Genomic DNA, 17,490 nt, shown 5'->3' with positions numbered 1-17,490 from the left:
CCAACTATACGCCGTACTGCGCGCGGTAATGTTGCATTTTGGCTAGCTGGGTCGCATCTTTGTACTGGCTCTCGCCGTCTGACAAATAGCTGATTAAGTCATCAATATCGACCAGTGCGCGCACTGGCACTTCTAGCGTTGCAGCAAGCTCTTGGATAGCAGAATGCTCAGCCAAGCCTTTTTCTTTACGATCAAGGGCCACGATAATACCTGCCACACTGGCACCTGCTTGCTCTAAAATATCGACCACTTCGCGCATCGCTGTGCCAGCCGTAATGACATCGTCAAGTACCCAAACTGCTTTGCCACTGACATCAGCACCGACCAAATTACCACCTTCACCGTGAGTTTTGGCTTCTTTACGGTTATAACCCCACTTGGCATTGATACCATGATGGTGCCATAAGGCTTGCGCGGTTGCAGCCACAAAAGGAATACCTTTATAAGCCGCGCCAAAAATAACCAGCTCTTGCTCATCTGTACCGTTATTGCTAGCAGTTATTTGTTCAGCCAAGGCATCGGCATAACCGCGCGCTAGTAACGACAACATCTCCCCCGTCGCTAGCAAGCCAGCATTAAAAAAATACGGACTAATGCGACCAGACTTGAGTACAAACTCACCGAACTTAAGCACTTGGTTGTCTAAAGCCAGTTGAATAAATTGATGAGATGAAAACGTGAGGTCTTGAGAGCGTGCTACGTGAGACATTATGACATTCCTATCAGCAAAAAGAGGGGCGAAAAACTGGCATTATTGTACGCATTATTGATCAGCTTGACCAACCATTGATCTCATAATCCTGCATATTGGCATAGCGAGTCAGTAAGCCACTACGTGATGAGACATTAAAATAGCTTTGGCCATCGTTCCGTACTTGTATCTCCCAGCCCAAATGATAAGCGGCAACAATAATGTGACCAGAAAACATCCGAATTTGACGATACGCGTGCCGCTGCGAGGGCTCACAAACAATCTGACTGAGCAAATAGCTACGCACATGCTGACATATTTCTGCTGCGCTATAGCTATGATTGATACTTTTGCGCGTACTACACTGTTTTAGAGCGTGGACAGCAGCACTACAGGCCATGATATCTGTCGCTAAACTGCCCTCTCCTGTCTCAAACTGCTGCGGCTGCAAAACCACTTGCCAATCATCGGCATACAGACTATTGAGTAGCTCATCAGGATTATAACGCTTGGTCAATGCTCGTAGCGATGCTGAAGCGTCGTGGCGTTTATTATCTGACTCAATCATTTCAGAGCGATCAGCAGGCCTAAACCCAAAGCGGTGCAGTTTTGGATAAGCACGAATGGCCTTTTGGATATCTGACATATCTAACATAGTCATATCGGATAATGCTGATAACAATGGCTGCTCGCTATGATTTTCATAAAAGTTATCAGGCAACTCGATAAGCTTGGCAGCATTGAGTAATGACAAATGCTCAGCCAGCGCTTCTGAAGCAATCAGTGCCCATTTCGAAAAGCGGTCTTCATTGGGCTGATAGAACCGCGCAGAGTTACCGTAAAGCCGTTTTAATTGACCATTTAAGCGCCTAGCAGGCTCTGGGATATCAGTTAAAGGCCGTGCAGGGTCAAGGGGAGATTGTCTGGGATCAAAGTTGGGGTGAACGATTGCAGGCTGCTGTGAATCAGCTAGCATAGACGATTGCTCAGCCTTTTTTTGCACATGGTTTTCTGCCAGCTTACCGCCTTCTGCTGCCAGATTAGCATGAGACAAACGGTCATCAGAAGTAGAAGGCTGGGTCATGAAATCTCCATAGTTTATAAAATATAAAACGAATAAGAATGCCTAAATCAGGCAATTGTCTTACTCTTAAGGGCTGGCTCTTAAGGGCTTACTCTTGATGGTTCAAAATGTCACGGTAACCTGCTTGCCAGTCAGGATAATCCAGCCAAGCTAACGGAATGTTGCTATGCAAACGCTTCCCCGTAACTGCTGTTTTTGAATGATCAATAGCAGGCGGCGTCTCACCTATTTGCTCGCTTAACCAAACGCCTAGCTCATAAGTAGTGACGGGCGCATAGTCAGTGGCGATATAGAGTGATTTTGGCGCAGTACTGGTCAGGACGTTGGTGATAATATTGACCAAATCACGATCCATAATACGATTACTCCAGTGCTGTGCGGCTACTGGCTCTTTTTGTTTCTCTTTGGCTTTGCGCAGGCGCATGAGACGCGCGCGACCATAAATACCGCTCGGACGAATGATAATGGCTTTATCACCAAAGCCTTGCTGCAAGACTTGTTCTGCTTGCAATATAACTGTTGATGCTTCGCGCTCAGGACTGACAGGCGCGGTATTTTCATCGATCCATTCGCCGTTATCTTGCCCATAAACACCTGTTGAGGAAATAAAGACAATACGTTCAAGGTTGGTTAACTTTGGAGCAAGCGTCGCCAAATGCTGATTAATCGCTAAGTAACTCTCGTGATAGCCGCTGGTTGAATAGTCATCCGGCGTGACGATAATCGCCATATGTGTAAAGTCTTGCAGCTGCTCAGCGGTCAATGTCAACGCATCGGCTTGCATAAACGTTGCCTCACTATCCAGATGATAGTGCTCGCGTTCATTGCGTGCTAGCCCAGTAACGTTAAAGCCATCTTGCGCAAGCTTGTTGGTGACCGGCAAACCGATATCACCTTGTCCGATAATCAGTAAATTTTGCGTACTCATCATTTATCCTTTATTCGAACGCCATTTCTAATGACTGCTTATACATTTTAATAATAATAAGTGCTAAAAATAACGTCTATACGACAGTTGTACATCGTCATTGGCATCGATGCGATCTTGCCACTCGTAGTTGGCATTGATACGTAATGCTTGTTTTTTATCGATATCGTATTGCAGACCCAACGTTGAGACCGGCTGCCAGTAATGACCGCGAGCATTAGACTCATCGCTGCTGCCATGATACCAATATGGCAATTGCAATTCAGCCTGCGCACGTAACTGATTGTTAATTTGATAACGGCAACCAGCATTCACACCTGCACCTACGCGAAAGCCTTTGTTGATACCGCGCCCTGCTTGTCCCGTGCCTGATAGCAAGGTGTAACATAACTGCGGCGGCATCTCGCCAGTACCAGCACTTGGTGTACCAAATGCCCACGACCAGCCAGTCTCATAACCCACGCTCCCAACCAAATGATCCGTGCCATCTTGCTGTGAGCCATCGTTTACTCGGGTCGCCTCGACACTGACGCCCCAAGTTTTGCCTTGCTGAGCGCTATTTACTGGGTTAAATGAGCGTCCGCGCAGCAGTGTAAAATTCTGCAAGACCACACTATCCGGCTGTTTGTGGCTGCTATTGTTAGCATCTTTGTCATAAAGGCGTAGCGTCGCTGCCAGCCCTTCTAAATTAAAAAACTGTGAAAAACCAGCAGCCCGATCAAGAGTGTCATGGAAGCCTGCACGCACACCCACATCGATATAGTTATTGTCACCACGCTGTCCGACACCAATCTGCGCCATTTGCAATGGATGTCTGTCTATTGGATTATTGTTGGCAGCGACGATAGGTAGATCTAGTATGGTTTGACCATCTGCTGACATACTGGATTCTGGATTGCGCTCTGCGGATTTAATCTCTTGAGCAGCTTCTTTAGTCAATGGCTGATAACCCAGCTTAGCGGCGGCCTTGGCTTGGTTGAGCGCGGCTTGACGTACGGTATTGTCAGCTGGCGTATAACGAGGGTTTGCCAGTAAGTCTTCTTCATTAAGCAGCTGAATGACGTCAGAGGGTACGACGGCATAAGGCAATCGGCTTAATAAATGCTGCTGTGGACGCACGACATCGATGAGGCGTAAAACCTCAGAGGCGCAGTTATCGGTGGTGAAGTAATACGGTAGTTCTAACCCTTTGGTTTCCCAAACATGCAACATGATTTGTTGCACCTCGTTTGGGGTCAAGTTCAACTGATACGTCCACGCATCGCGCTCATCGTCTTGCAAGTATTTCGCCAGTTTTTCTGGGTAAGGATCGATTTCAATGGCGTTATCATAGAGACCTGTCATGGATTTGATGGCATAAACTGGAAAACTATCGTTTGGATCACCATCGACCGTATAATTCAGCGCGTAGGCATGATGAATCTGACTGGGATCAGCCACACTGGCCTTTGAGTCAATACGCAACAAGGTATGGGCAAAGGCTGATATGGGATTGTCCAAATACTCTTCGGCAAACATAATAGACAGCTGCTCAGGTGCCAGCTTTTGCATCCACTCATCCAGCTCTGGACACTCAGCTTGCCAGCTTGTCTTATCAATATTTAGCGTATCAGTCAGCCATTGTACGCGCGCTGGAAAACGGCAGAGCACCGAGTTATTAGCGGTATTGTTTTTGACAACCGTATTATGAGTCGGTACTAATTCTTCAGCAAGAGCGACCAACAATGCATCAAGCTCTGCGCCTGAGTCTTGCGCACCTTTTTCACTTAAAAAGAAGCTAGCATCATCAACGAGACTTGTGTCTTTTTTCTTACCAATTAGATTCTTTTGATCATCAAAGAAGTACAATAAACGTCGCCATGTCGTATGCTGGGCTAGGTTTTCTGTTTTTGCTTGCTCGCGCCATGATGCTAGCAGCTGTTCTGCGTTGGTGTTGGTGTTGCTAGCGACAATATGACTAACGTTATTATCGACACTACCAATAGTATTCTTAGTGCGCGAATGATCAGTGCCATCTTTATTTGAGATGCTATTTGGCTTGATGTTATTATTTAGCCCAGCATCAGCTTTGTTATCTAACGCTAGCTCACCTGTGGTCACAAGCTCTGCTGGCGTTGGCAAAAATGCCTGCGCTTGTACCGTCAGTAACAGACCTGCAATCGTTAATGGTAAACGCGCGCGCCTGCTCATCTTTGTTGGCGTACAGTCTGTCGCCAACAAGTTGCAATGCACCACAAGGTTTGAATATATAGACATGAGTAATATCTCGCACTGTAGAAGCCATACGCTCATCGCGTTACTGGGTCTATCGAATCGTCAAAAGAAGGTTGTGATTGGCTATTTTTTAGAGAGTCTTGCTATTAATTAATAAAAAATCGGTAATCACAAGTATTTGCTACGCACTTATTAACAAATTATAAAAAGAGAGCACTATGTCCACGACACCGCCAATAACTATAAAGGATGGGCGCTTATCCTCAGCCACTTGGCTTATGTCGCCGAACTATAATAAACGACCCGACAACCTGACTATTGACACCATTGTCATTCACAATATTAGCCTACCACCGAATGAGTTTGGCGTCTGCGGCAGTGATGGCGTTCATTATGTAAAAGCATTATTTACCAATCAATTGGACTGGGATGCGCATCCTTATTTTCAAACCATTCAGGGCGCAGAAGTCTCAGCACATTTATTTATAGAACGTGATGGTGCTATCACACAGTTTGTAAACTTTGCCGAGCGCGCGTGGCATGCAGGCAGATCCAGCTACCTTGGTCGTCCTGAATGTAATGATTATAGCATTGGCATCGAGCTGGAAGGGTCAGATTTTGTGTCCTTTACCTCGGTGCAATATGACACACTTGCAGCCGTTATCGCTGCGCTATATGACGCCTACCCAAAAACTCGCCGACACTTAACTGGTCATAGCGATATCGCACCGGGTCGAAAGACAGATCCTGGCGATTATTTTGACTGGCCAAAGTTGCGTGAACTGGTAGGGAAAAACCTTAAGGGCTAACTTATATAAAGACCATGAAGCAATTCCACATCCAATCCATTTATCTCGATTATGAAAGTGCTATAATCCGTCAGTTTTTTGATAACAGCAACTCAGCAAATAATCATCAGTAAACAACCTTCATTAAACAAATTAGCAAAATAGGTTCTCATGGCAAAAAGTCGGTTATTTCGCTCAACCATGGTCGTCAGCAGCATGACCATGCTGTCCCGTATCTTAGGTCTGGTACGCGATGTCGTATTATTAGGGGTGTTTGGCGCAGGTGGTCTGATGGATGCCTTTTTGGTCGCTTTTAAGATACCTAACTTTTTGCGCCGTCTGTTTGCCGAAGGCGCTTTTAGCCAAGCTTTCGTGCCAGTACTGTCGGAATATAAAGAAAAATACAGCTTACAACAGGTACAGATATTAGTCAGTCGTACCTCAGGCGCCCTGTTGTTGATTCTATCGATGCTCACTGTGGTCGTCATTTTGATGGCACCATGGGTAGTGACGTTATTTGCTCCCGGATTTGCTGACCAGCCTGGTAAATTTGCCATCACCGCTGAGCTACTGCGCCTTACCTTTCCCTATTTATTATTTATTTCTATGACTGCTTTTGCTAGCGGTATTTTGCAAAGCTACGGGCGTTTTGCTGCGCCAGCTTTTGCACCCGTACTGTTAAATTTATGTATGATTGGCGGCGCATTAATTTTTGCCCCTATGTTCGATACACCGATTATGGCACTCGGTTATGCCGTCGCAATCGCTGGTTTGCTACAGTTCCTAATACAGCTGCCGCAGCTTTGGCAACAAAAGCTACTGGTCGCGCCCAAGATTGACTTTCAGCACGAAGGCGTTAAACGCATCTTAAAACTTATGCTGCCTGCTATCTTTGGTGTCTCTGTCACTCAGATCAATCTGCTCCTCAATACCATTTTTGCCTCGTTAATGATTGGTGGTTCGGTGTCTTGGCTTTATGCGGCAGAACGTATGAGTGAGCTGCCGTTAGGACTGATTGGCGTAGCGATTGGTACGGTCATTTTGCCCAGTTTATCGAAAAGCGAAGCCAAAAAAGACGATGTTAGCTTTAAAAAGACCATTGATTGGGCAGCACGTTTAATCATATTGGTGGGTGTGCCCGCATCAGCAGCCTTATTTATACTGGCTGATGTGCTGATGCAAGCGCTGTTTTTACGCGGTGAATTTACTTTGCGTGATGCGCAAATGAGTTCGCTGGCGTTACGCAGTATGGCAGGTGGTATTTTAGGCTTTATGCTCATTAAAATCTTTGCGCCAGCGTTTTTTGCCCGTCAAGACACTAGAACACCAGTAAAAATCGGTATCGTGTCCGTCTTTGCCAATATGGTTTTTAGTGTGATATTTATCGGGATATTTTACTTTTTAGAGATACCTCTGCATGGTGGTCTTGCCCTTGCGACCACAGGTGCAGCCTTCGTAAACGCGGGCTTATTATATTATTTCTTACATAAGCGCGATATTTTCCGTTTTGGCAGCCACTGGAAAAAGCTGTTTACTCAGTTTGCAATCTCTACCGCTTCTATGATTGGTGTCCTTTATATCATGTTACCTTACTTCCCAGCCGATGAGGCTCAATGGCGACGTATCGCGGCTCTGCTCATTATGTGTGCGGTTGGTGCCCTAGTTTATGGGGTGGTGTTATTAGCAACAGGCTTCCGTCCGCGTCAGCTAAAGCATGGCTAATTTATTTGTGAACGCTGAATAAATGACTTACTAAACCAAAACAAGCTTAATATGAGAATTGACAGTGAATGCCGCTGATAGTTGTCATAATCGATTATTGATAAATAAATGAAATTTGAGGTTTACTATGACAGTCGAATACTCAACGTTACGACGCTTACCAATGCTATTAACCGTTGGTGTATTGAGCACCGGACTGCTAATCAGCGGGTGTAGCAACAACGATAATGTAGAAGCCGATAGCGCAAACACAGCGAGCGATACAGCTACCGTAGCTGAAAACCCTGAAATCGATGCAGCCAATCAAACGGCAGACGTTGATGCAAATAACACAGTAGCAAGCGAGCAAATAACGGATAGCGCTAAAGATGAGACAACCATTGATAGTGATAACATCAACCCAATCACTGCTTCATCCAAACAAAAAAGCTTAGTGACCAATCCGACTGAAGCTGGTACGCCAGAAGACACCGTCAAACAGGCGCTAAATAGCTTATATTATGGCGATGTAAAAGAAGCGGCTGGATACTATCAAGTAGATATGGCGAATTTTGAAAAAGAACTTGCCAAAACACAATCCGCTTTTCAGCAGACTGTCGATGGCGTTACTATCACTGATACCAAGTATAATGATGACAAGACTCGTGCCACTATTACTGGTGAATTGATGCTCAAAGGACAGAGCGAACCTGCGCCATTGACCTATCAGCTACAGAAGATAGAAGGTCAATGGAAGATCTTGGGTTAAGCTATTTTAGCTTACTTATCTGAATCGTCATCCGATGTCACTGCTTTACCAAGCATTACGACATCAGCGATAAACCCTTCCATATCGCAAACTTCTGGCATGTAGCCCCACTGCGCAAAGCCAAGTTTACGGAAAAGTCCTAAACTTGGCTGATTGTGAGCAAAGACAAGCGCGATAATGTTTCGAATGCCCAAGCTTGGCGCTTGCGTCAACATCCAGCGTGTCAACAAGCTACCTAGGCCTTGACCCTGATAATCTTGATTTAGATAGACACTGATCTCAGTACTAATATGATAGGCTGTCCGCGCATACAAATCACTATAGCTGCCCCATGCAACTATCGGCGACTGCGCTTGCTCTGCATCATCCCCTCCTCGCAATGTTTTGACCACATATATGGGTCTTGTTGGACTGCTTAGATGCTCATCAAACCAAGCAGCTCGCTCATCTACGGTTACCAATGCAAGGTTAGCTGTTGCTTGTTTAGCAGGTATGCTTTGATTATAAATGGCTAAGACTTCTGCTAAATCTTCTTTACTCGCACGCTGCACAATAAACTGATCAGCGAGCTGATGTGTCGATAAATCAGTTGGTATAGCGTTCAAGGCAACATCAGACATAAGATCTCCATAATTTTTAGCATTATTATCGGTATCATCGATAATAGTGGGTAATAGTCATACTGATAACACAAGCAAGTACAAATAATTCATAAAGAATGACCACGCTGAGTGACTGATACTTTCACTATGCGTCGACTATAGGATGTTAGTGGGGCTATTTTACTTTATAATGGCTGCTTTTAGACACATCGATTGTTAGTATAGGTGTGTTTTTTCGTTTTTTATCTGGTCTTATCATAGCTGAAAACTTATGAACACCTATTTTCTTGAGCAACTGATTGCGTCGCCGAGCGCTTTGTCTGCACATACGAATCCGATAAATCTAGCACCTTGTGCGCTGACTATCGGCAATTTTGATGGCGTACATCTGGGTCATCAAGCTATGCTGGCTCAAGTTCGTGAGATTGCCCAAGCGCAAAATCTTGGCTCTGCCGTCATGATATTTGAGCCACAGCCTCGTGAATTTTTTGCCCCCACTACTGCGCCTGCGCGCCTGACCAATCTAGCCGAAAAGCAAGCGCTGCTAGCAGAGCATGGGGTCGAGACTTTGATTGTAGCGAGCTTCGATACTGATTTTCGTTCGCTATCAGCACAGGCATTTGCAGATATATTGGCTAAGCGTTTGAACGTAAAAGCATTGGTACTGGGTGACGACTTTCGCTTTGGTCATGACCGTACTGGCGACAGTCAGTTTTTGCGGGATTATGGCTTGGATGTGACCAATCTGCATACCGTTATAGATGACAGTGGTAAAGCTTCCCGTATTAGCTCCACTCGCGTTCGTGACTTGTTATTGGCTGGTGATATTGACGCCGCTAACACGCTGCTTGGTCGTGATTACGCAATTACAGGCGTGGTCGTTGGTGGCGATCAGATAGGCCGCACCATGGACTTCCCTACAGCTAATATCGATTTACAGCGCTTAAAACCTGCTTTGCACGGTATCTTTGCCGTCGATGTGGTGAGTTTAGATGACCATGGCAAAGTCATCGCCAATGGTTTGACCACGCAAGCGATTAACAAAAAATTAGGCGTAACAGGTTTGCGTCCACACAGCTTGTTTGGCACAGCCAGTATTGGTATTAGACCCTCTGTTGATAAAGGCAGTGACTGGCGTTTAGAAGTACATTTCCCAGAATTGCAGGCTGATTTATATGGACTAAATTTACAGGTTCGTTTTTTACATTATTTGCATGGTGAACGACATTATGATGGCTTAGAGGCGCTAAAAGTCGGTATTCACAATGATGTAAAAGCGTTGCTTGAATGGCGAGCAGAGCAGCCTAACTAGAATTTAGGAAAGTCTCGAACTCAGATCATACACATTGCATTCAAGATATAGAAAAGCAAAAACCCACGACATTCTAAATACAATGTCGTGGGTTTTTGCTTTTCTATACTTCTTGTTTGTCTTTTAGATTAATCTATCTTTTAAGTTATTTTTTACGCGTCTGGATGCATACGCACGTTTAAATCATCGATGACTTCTACCCACTCCGCATCTTTTTCCCATTCTTCTTGTAGAAAAGCACGTTGATTGTCTGTCCAAACTTTTGCCTCTACTAGCTTTTCTTCTTTTGCCAATTGGTGTTTTTCAACAAAGTCATCAATCGCTTCATCTGAGCTATCAAGTCCCAATTGAGCAAATAACTCATTCATATTATATTCAGGTTCACCCAACATACTTTTCTCCTTATATGGTGCAATTTTAGTTTTATTTATTATTTAGGCTAACCACTTTATTGTAGCAAGCTTTATTTTAATAACTGTTAACCAACGTTTATCTAACGTTATCAATTGTATTAATAGTTGAGCCTCAAACATTAATACAATTGATAAGAGCGATTAAAAATAACAGATATTTAAACGTAAAAAAGCCTTCAAACAAGAAGGCTTTTTATAAATAACATGATTGCAAGTAGCACTAAAGTTTTAGCAAGCTATTTGATTATGGTAGTAAATGAGCTACTGCATCACGCTCTTCGCTAAGCTCTTGCTCAGTCGCTGCCATTTTCTCTTTTGAGAAATCAGATGACACATCAACGCCGTCTACGATAGACCAGTCGCCGTTAGTGCACGTGCATGGGAACGAGTAGATTAAGCCTTCGGCAATACCATACTCGCCGTTTGAGTAAACGCCCATAGATACCCAATCGTTTTCATCTGTACCTAGTGCCCACGTACGCATGTGTGCGATAGCGGCATTGGCAGCAGAAGCAGCAGATGATGCACCGCGAGCTTTAATAATCGCTGCACCACGTTGTTGTACTTCTGGGATATAAGTGCCTTCGTACCAAGTACGATCAACTAGATCTAGTGCTGGCTTACCATTAACAGTACAAGCCGTTAGATCTGGATACTGAGTTGATGAATGGTTACCCCAGATGATCATTTTTTTCACGTCATTGACAGTGCTGTCAGTTTTACCAGCCAACTGCGCCATGGCACGGTTGTGATCCAAACGAGTCATCGCTGTAAAGTTACGTGGGTCAAGATCTGGTGCATTACGCTGAGCGATAAGTGCGTTAGTGTTGGCAGGGTTACCCACAACCAATACTTTAACGTCACGGCTTGCTACGTCATTCAATGCTTTGCCTTGGGCTGAGAAAATCGCAGCGTTGGCTTCTAGCAAATCTTTACGTTCCATACCTGGACCACGCGGACGAGCGCCAACGAGCAAAGCATAGTCGATATCTTTGAATGCAACGTTTGCATCATCAGTTTGAACGATACCGGCTAATAATGGGAATGCACAGTCTTCTAGTTCCATAACCACACCCTTCAGGGCGTCAAGTGCTGGAGTGATTTCAAGCAACTGCAAAATAACTGGCTGATCTTTACCTAGCATCTCACCAGATGCAATACGGAATAGCATCGCATAGCTGATGTTACCAGCGGCGCCAGTAACGGCAACACGTAAAGGCTGTTTCATTGACATTGAATACTCCCTAATTGATGATTATCATTATAGATATCGACTTGCTCACTGAACACTAGCAGTCTTAAACCGAGAGATAGTGTAGCACTTCCCCCCGTTAACCGTCTAGAGAAAGCGCGAACGCTATCCATCACTATATTGTTACATTTTATACGAGAGGATATTGGTATCGGTCAAGCCTTTATAGATAAAGGATGGAGAATGAAGAGGAAATGATAAAAAAATAGCTTTAGTAGAAGTAACTTAATCAGGATGATATTTATAAATGAGCAGTATTCATCCATCGTTCGCCAAAAAGAACGTTACTTACCGCCTGAGATAATAAACTTTTTGCCGCAATTATCTACCACTTCACTACAGCTACCAAATTCACTGCCTTCGTAGCAAACGTGGACATCAGTTAATATCGTTTGGCGTCGACTGCCCGCTTGGCAAATTAAATCAATGCTAGAAGCAGGCATGCCACTATTAAGGCGAGTCATTTGTCCAATAAAGCGTGATTTTGAGACGGTATAACTGTTGCCAGTATTGAGCTCGTTGGGCAATTTTAGGGCGCCAGCATAGTTGGTTATTTGGCGAAAATAACTACTGGCACTCAATGGGCTACAAGCACCATAATGTTGCCATACTTGGCTACGCACTGTCGTGTCTGGCATGATGCGGTTGACAACTTTTAGTTGTAATGGGGTCAGGCGCGGCTCGACACCGCGCCCACAGCGCTCGCCATAGCCCATGTCTAAACCTGATACCGTTAATGAATACCCTTCTAGACATTGACGCATACGTACTCGTGTTGGTTGCAAGCTACATAATGCAGGCGTCATCTCAATCATTAACACACGTTGACCACTCTTGACGGCATTGGCCGCTTGCGCTGGTATGATCATCACACTTTGTAACAATAGCAAGGCGACCCCGCCCATCACCGTATACCCTTTATCCTTATATTCTTTGCCTATCGCATCCTTTTTACGTATCGCACTGTCATTTAGCTTCGTAGATAACTTTATCGTGACTGGTTCCGATAGAGTGTCCACCCGCGTCTGATTCGACAGCTGACGATTGGCTTGCAATAACATAGGCAAATTGAAATATTTTTTGATCATAAGTAGTTAGGTATCTAGCAACGATAAAAGAGTGGGCAAGCTTAAATAAAGGTGCTCAAAGTATAAATATTCATTGAACCAAGCTTAAAATAAACCAAAAAAAATACAGACAACAATTAAAGCAATGGTAGCAAAATGCGTTTTTTAATCTATAGCAGAAACGTAAACATCGCTTAAGTATTAAAAACAAGACAGAAATCAGAGAGAATACAAACCTCTATATAGCAGAATAATAACCCATTGATTCAAATAAAAATGAATGCCGAAAAATAGATATAAAAAAAACCATTAACAGTCTATCGTCAATGGTTTCTTTTTTACTAAATGAATAACCTAAAATGCAGCTGGCACCGTACCCATACGTTGACTAATCGGCTGACTACGACCCAATAAGCTACTATAAATCGTAGCGTTCTCCATTACGTGTTTCACGTAATTGCGCGTTTCAGGAAAAGCGATTGACTCCACGTATTGATCAGCGGCTAACGAACCATAGACCGGCTGCCAGCGCTTGGCATTATTAGGGCCAGCATTATAGCCCGCCGTTGCCAATACTGGCTGATAATTTAGTTTGCCCAAAATATCTCCCATATACCAAGTACCATAACGGATATTGGTATCACCACTATTGGCACGGCTAGCACTATAAGTCTCACCTAAATTACGGGCGATATATTTTGCTGTATCAGGCATGACTTGCATCAACCCACTAGCACCAACACCTGAGCGTGCTGAGGCTACAAATCGACTCTCTTGACGCATGATGCCATAAGCCCATGCCGGATCAATGCCAGCAGATTGACTGTAGCGAACGACGGCATCTTGGTGCGGCATCGGATGCGATAATGCCAAGCTGTCGACTCTGTCCGTATTGTCAACGGCATAAATCGCCCGATCAAGCCAGCCCATGTCATGTGCCAAGCTAGCAGCGGCGATGATTAGATTGTCATCACGATTGTCACGTGCTTGCTTGACTGCCCAGTTCCACTCACGGTTGGCATAAGCGCGGCTGGCATCAGCGTTATATAAAGCAAAGGCACGAGCAAAGTTGCCATCTTGCATGACGCGGGCACGATCGGCAGTGCTAACATTGGGTAAGTTGCTACCGCCTAAGCGACTGGCGTCAAAACGCTGACCGATTCTGTCTTTTGCCATCAGACCATAGTAATCATTGCTTTTTGCTAGGTTTTGATACATTTTCTTAGCGGTATTACTCTTACTGCTATTGCCTGATTGCTCATAAGCGCGAGCCAGCCAATACTGCCACTGATTGCCTTTTTGAGTTTCACCATCCATTTTTGAGATGGCTTCGACCACATCGTCCCAACGACCAAAGCGAATCGCTGCCATGGCATAGTCTTCAGCTTCTTCGAAGTTAAAATCGTCATCTAAACTGTTGCGGAACCAATCAACTGCTTCAGCGTTAAAACCATCGTCAGTATTATGATTCATACGCTGTACCCCAATGGTACGATAAGCATAGCGACGGGTCTCATCGTTCAATAGTTTGACTGAGCGCTGATTGTCTTGTTTGATATCAAAATCTAACTGCAATGCTGCCTCACGATAAGACTTGTCAGCAATACGGCCTATCGCATACAGATAGAGATACTGATTGGTCTGACTGGCAGGCTCACGACCAAAACTGGTAAAGAATGATGAAGGATTTAGCTGAATCTCACTCAAAGCAGAATAAGCAATGGGCGTGCCTAAGCGTGATGACAACGCCATAATATCGCCAGTTTTGCCTTTACGAAGCATACGTTTCAGACGAGCAGCGCGATCTTGATTACTAATCAGCGCGTTATTATTCATCTCCATCGCTAGCTGATCACACAAGGCAGGCTGTTTTTGGGTGGTCAGCCACACATCAGACTTGGCGGCCATGGCGCGCATGGTATCACCGCCATTATTGAACCCAAGCGCAACGGCACAGCGCTCGCTGGCATCGGCATTGGTAATCAAGTTCGCCACTTGTCTGACTGAGGCATAGTCGTTTGACCCCGCTTTGGTCTCAGCAAAATCCGCAACCAACTTCTCAGCCATGACAGTATCAGGATACTGACGTACAAACTGCGCTACAGCCGCTGAACTTTGTGAGTTAAGGTCTAGATTCATCCGCCAATAAGTGGGATACATCGCAAACAAACCGCCGCTCATCATTTGTTCGTAATTATAAAGCGCACTGACATCACCGCGATCTGCTGCGATAGCAGCGGCTGTAAATGAGTCAACACTGCTGTCTTGTTGATAATTACTTTCTGGCTGATAGCTGTCGTTATCACCCCATGTCAGCTCTGCACAAGCGACTTGCGATATGCCTAGCGCACTCACTGCTGTCGCTACACTCAACGCGCTCATCCGTAGCGTACCGGCTGTGAGCCGCTTGGACGCGTGCTTTTTACTGGTAGACTTTTCATCCTTGATGCTATGAGCAACACGCAACTTTGTCATACTGACTCTCTTTATGATATCTCTACAAATAAGTGAATAGCGATTCGCTAAGTATCGCCAAGGTTATAGCACTCATCATACTATATTCATTGTACTTTCAACTATCTCCTTTACCTTTTGTTAATAAATAGGACAGTACGGTGTAACATAGAAATGATGTCTAGTCGCAGTTTTTGTCAAAAGCACTGCTAATTCTAGTAAATAATTGATACTGCTATGAATTGTTTATCATATTGATGACCAATAGCCTGTGCTAATTTTTCACATTGGCAGAGGGTTGTGATAAAATATGCCACCTGTTAATCGGCTACCCTGCTATATTTTTAGTCAATCATGGACTTATCCTTATGAGTGTTACTGTATTTAATCCCCGCATCAATGACGCTGCTGTTGCTGAGACAACTGCTACTGCGCCTGCTGTCACTGCACTCAAAGAAGCAAGTTCAGCCCAAGCACCCGTCGAAAAAGCAGTGACCAAAAAGGTCTTTGTCACCACCCAAGGCTGTCAGATGAATGTCTATGACTCTGGCAAAATGCTAGACGTGCTAGGCGATTCTCATGGCATGGAAGTGACTCATGACATCGATGAGGCCGATGTACTACTAATGAACACTTGCTCTATCCGCGAAAAAGCACAAGAAAAAGTGTTTTCAGAATTGGGTCGCTGGCGCAAACTAAAAGAAAAACGCCCTGACCTCGTCATTGGTGTCGGTGGTTGTGTGGCTTCGCAAGAAGGCGATAACATTCAAAAACGTGCGCCTTACGTCGATATGGTATTCGGCCCACAAACCTTGCATCGCTTGCCAGAGCTGTATGATCAGTCAAACGAGCAGCGTGATATCGCGCCTAAAAACCGTATTGGTACGATTGATGTGTCCTTTCCTAGCATCGAAAAGTTTGATTTTTTGCCTGAGCCAAGAGTAGAAGGCTTTAAAGCCTTTGTCTCTATTATGGAAGGTTGCTCAAAGTATTGCTCATTTTGCGTCGTACCTTATACCCGCGGTGAAGAGTTATCGCGCCCACTCGATGACGTATTGGCTGAGATTGATAGCCTTGCCGAACAAGGGGTGCGTGAAATCAACCTGCTCGGTCAAAACGTCAACGGCTATCGCGGTGAAAAAGACGATGGCAGCATTTGCCGTTTCGCTGAGCTGTTACATTATGTCTCGCATGTCGATGGTGTTGAGCGTATTCGTTATACGACCAGCCATCCGCTTGAGTTCACCGATGACATCATTGACGCTTACGCACAATTGCCAGAGCTGGTATCGCACTTACATCTACCGGTTCAGAGCGGTTCAAACGCTATCTTGGCAGCGATGAAACGCAATCACACGATTGACGTTTATATCAATCAGATTAATAAGCTTAAAGCCATTCGTCCTGATATTCACTTATCGAGTGACTTTATTATTGGCTTCCCTGGTGAGACGGATCAAGATTTCCAAGATACTTTGAATCTAGCAAAAGAATTGAACTTCGATCACTCTTACAGCTTTATCTATTCGAAGCGTCCAGGCACGCCAGCGGCAGAGTTGCCAGATGATGTGAGTTTCAAAACTAAAAAAGAGCGTTTGGCAGAATTCCAAAAAGTCATCATTGATTCGACGCTGGCTAAAACTCATGAAATGGTTGGCACTACGACTCGCGTCTTGGTTGAACAAGTTGCCAACCGTCATCCCGACTGCTTAATCGGTACAGCGGATAATACTCGTACGGTTATGTTCCCATATGACGTTGATACAATGGATGAGATGTTGGGTAAACTTGTGAGCGTACGTATTACTGATTTCGTCAGCCCGCACATGGTCAAAGGTGAGCTAATCGAAGTATTGGCATAGCGGTTAAGGCAACAATGGTTAAGTTATAAATTTGAGTAAGAATAAAAAAGCCGTTCACTATAATAGCGAACGGCTTTTTTGTGCGTGAATACTAACCATCATTATTCTGATAGCCAATCTGTCTTCCGTAACTGCTGCTTGGTTTCGCGGCGGCGTTTTTTTCGGACAATATCGATATCTTCTTTTTCGTGAATACCACCTTTTCTTAATAGTGGATCCAGTGCCAAATAATTACGCGGTTTGACAGTGCCTAGCGAGTGTTGCACACCTGTCACAGCTTGCTGTTCTAGCTGCCGTTCAATTTGTTTGGCCTTTTTTAAAGTTTCTTCTAAGCTCATATTTTACCTATATTT

Annotated in this window: 15 protein-coding genes; 5 read left to right on the top strand and 10 right to left on the bottom strand. The window is 44.6% G+C overall.

All coding sequences use genetic code 11. The features are described 5' to 3' along the window. Positions 1-4: 4 nt before the first annotated feature. From pyrE to ACTQ9T_RS01180, 4 genes are all read right to left on the bottom strand, one after another. Positions 5-709, bottom strand: coding sequence for an orotate phosphoribosyltransferase (pyrE, locus tag ACTQ9T_RS01195; RefSeq protein WP_440463819.1), 705 nt, complete (start codon positions 707-709; stop codon positions 5-7). A 61-nt stretch (positions 710-770) separates the two neighbouring features. Next, positions 771-1,775 (bottom strand): hypothetical protein, encoded by a 1,005-nt coding sequence (locus tag ACTQ9T_RS01190; RefSeq protein ID WP_440463818.1) that lies wholly within the window; start codon positions 1,773-1,775, stop codon positions 771-773. Positions 1,776-1,863: 88 nt separating this feature from the next. Next, positions 1,864-2,703: an SDR family oxidoreductase gene (locus ACTQ9T_RS01185; RefSeq protein ID WP_440463817.1), complete on the bottom strand. Its 840-nt coding sequence runs from the start codon at positions 2,701-2,703 to the stop codon at positions 1,864-1,866. 63 nt (positions 2,704-2,766) lie between these two features. After that, positions 2,767-4,959 carry an Lnb N-terminal periplasmic domain-containing protein gene (locus ACTQ9T_RS01180; RefSeq protein WP_440463816.1) on the bottom strand — a complete coding sequence of 731 codons (2,193 nt, stop codon included), beginning with the start codon at positions 4,957-4,959 and terminating at the stop codon, positions 2,767-2,769. Positions 4,960-5,135: 176 nt separating this feature from the next. On the opposite strand from ACTQ9T_RS01180, the gene ampD reads away from it, so the two are divergent. The 3 genes from ampD (at position 5,136) to ACTQ9T_RS01165 (ending at position 8,175) form a co-directional block, all read left to right on the top strand. Then, complete coding sequence (gene ampD, locus ACTQ9T_RS01175; protein WP_440463815.1) at positions 5,136-5,726, top strand: 1,6-anhydro-N-acetylmuramyl-L-alanine amidase AmpD; 591 nt, start codon at positions 5,136-5,138, stop codon at positions 5,724-5,726. Between the two features lie 150 nt (positions 5,727-5,876). Next, positions 5,877-7,427, top strand: a complete 1,551-nt coding sequence (gene murJ, locus ACTQ9T_RS01170; RefSeq protein WP_194619355.1) for a murein biosynthesis integral membrane protein MurJ — start codon at positions 5,877-5,879, stop codon at positions 7,425-7,427. Between the two features lie 127 nt (positions 7,428-7,554). Then, complete coding sequence (locus ACTQ9T_RS01165) at positions 7,555-8,175, top strand: hypothetical protein (protein ID WP_440463814.1); 621 nt, start codon at positions 7,555-7,557, stop codon at positions 8,173-8,175. 11 nt (positions 8,176-8,186) lie between these two features. Here ACTQ9T_RS01165 and ACTQ9T_RS01160 read toward each other — a convergent pair whose 3' ends face one another. Further along, on the bottom strand, positions 8,187-8,795 hold the full coding sequence (locus tag ACTQ9T_RS01160) for an N-acetyltransferase family protein (protein ID WP_440463813.1): 609 nt from the start codon (positions 8,793-8,795) through the stop codon (positions 8,187-8,189). A gap of 253 nt (positions 8,796-9,048) precedes the next feature. On the opposite strand from ACTQ9T_RS01160, the gene ribF reads away from it, so the two are divergent. After that, positions 9,049-10,089, top strand: a complete 1,041-nt coding sequence (gene ribF / locus ACTQ9T_RS01155; RefSeq protein ID WP_440463812.1) for a riboflavin biosynthesis protein RibF — start codon at positions 9,049-9,051, stop codon at positions 10,087-10,089. Positions 10,090-10,241: 152 nt separating this feature from the next. On the opposite strand, the gene ACTQ9T_RS01150 is transcribed toward ribF, so the two are convergent. The 4 genes from ACTQ9T_RS01150 to ACTQ9T_RS01135 all read right to left on the bottom strand — a co-directional run bounded on the left by ACTQ9T_RS01150 (position 10,242) and on the right by ACTQ9T_RS01135 (position 15,296). Next, a complete protein-coding gene (locus ACTQ9T_RS01150) occupies positions 10,242-10,481 on the bottom strand; it encodes a DUF2789 domain-containing protein (RefSeq protein WP_210540433.1) in 240 nt (79 codons plus the stop codon). A 265-nt stretch (positions 10,482-10,746) separates the two neighbouring features. Next, on the bottom strand, positions 10,747-11,736 hold the full coding sequence (locus tag ACTQ9T_RS01145; RefSeq protein WP_189585494.1) for a malate dehydrogenase: 990 nt from the start codon (positions 11,734-11,736) through the stop codon (positions 10,747-10,749). A 302-nt stretch (positions 11,737-12,038) separates the two neighbouring features. Next, positions 12,039-12,815 (bottom strand): hypothetical protein, encoded by a 777-nt coding sequence (locus tag ACTQ9T_RS01140; RefSeq protein ID WP_227679606.1) that lies wholly within the window; start codon positions 12,813-12,815, stop codon positions 12,039-12,041. Positions 12,816-13,175: 360 nt separating this feature from the next. Then, positions 13,176-15,296, bottom strand: a complete 2,121-nt coding sequence (locus ACTQ9T_RS01135; RefSeq protein ID WP_440463811.1) for a transglycosylase SLT domain-containing protein — start codon at positions 15,294-15,296, stop codon at positions 13,176-13,178. A gap of 347 nt (positions 15,297-15,643) precedes the next feature. Here ACTQ9T_RS01135 and miaB point away from each other — a divergent pair, with 347 nt between their 5' ends. Further along, a complete protein-coding gene (gene miaB / locus ACTQ9T_RS01130) occupies positions 15,644-17,137 on the top strand; it encodes a tRNA (N6-isopentenyl adenosine(37)-C2)-methylthiotransferase MiaB (RefSeq protein ID WP_240215233.1) in 1,494 nt (497 codons plus the stop codon). A 101-nt stretch (positions 17,138-17,238) separates the two neighbouring features. Here miaB and ACTQ9T_RS01125 read toward each other — a convergent pair whose 3' ends face one another. Continuing rightward, the gene (locus ACTQ9T_RS01125; RefSeq protein ID WP_440463810.1) at positions 17,239-17,475 is read right to left on the bottom strand and encodes a hypothetical protein; all 237 of its coding nucleotides are present in this window, start codon (positions 17,473-17,475) and stop codon (positions 17,239-17,241) included. Positions 17,476-17,490: the final 15 nt, after the last annotated feature.

It is taken from the genome of Psychrobacter sp. ASPA161_6 (assembly GCF_051970285.1).
GTDB lineage: Bacteria > Pseudomonadota > Gammaproteobacteria > Pseudomonadales > Moraxellaceae > Psychrobacter > Psychrobacter glaciei.
This window is presented reverse-complemented; position numbering and strand designations above follow the sequence as displayed.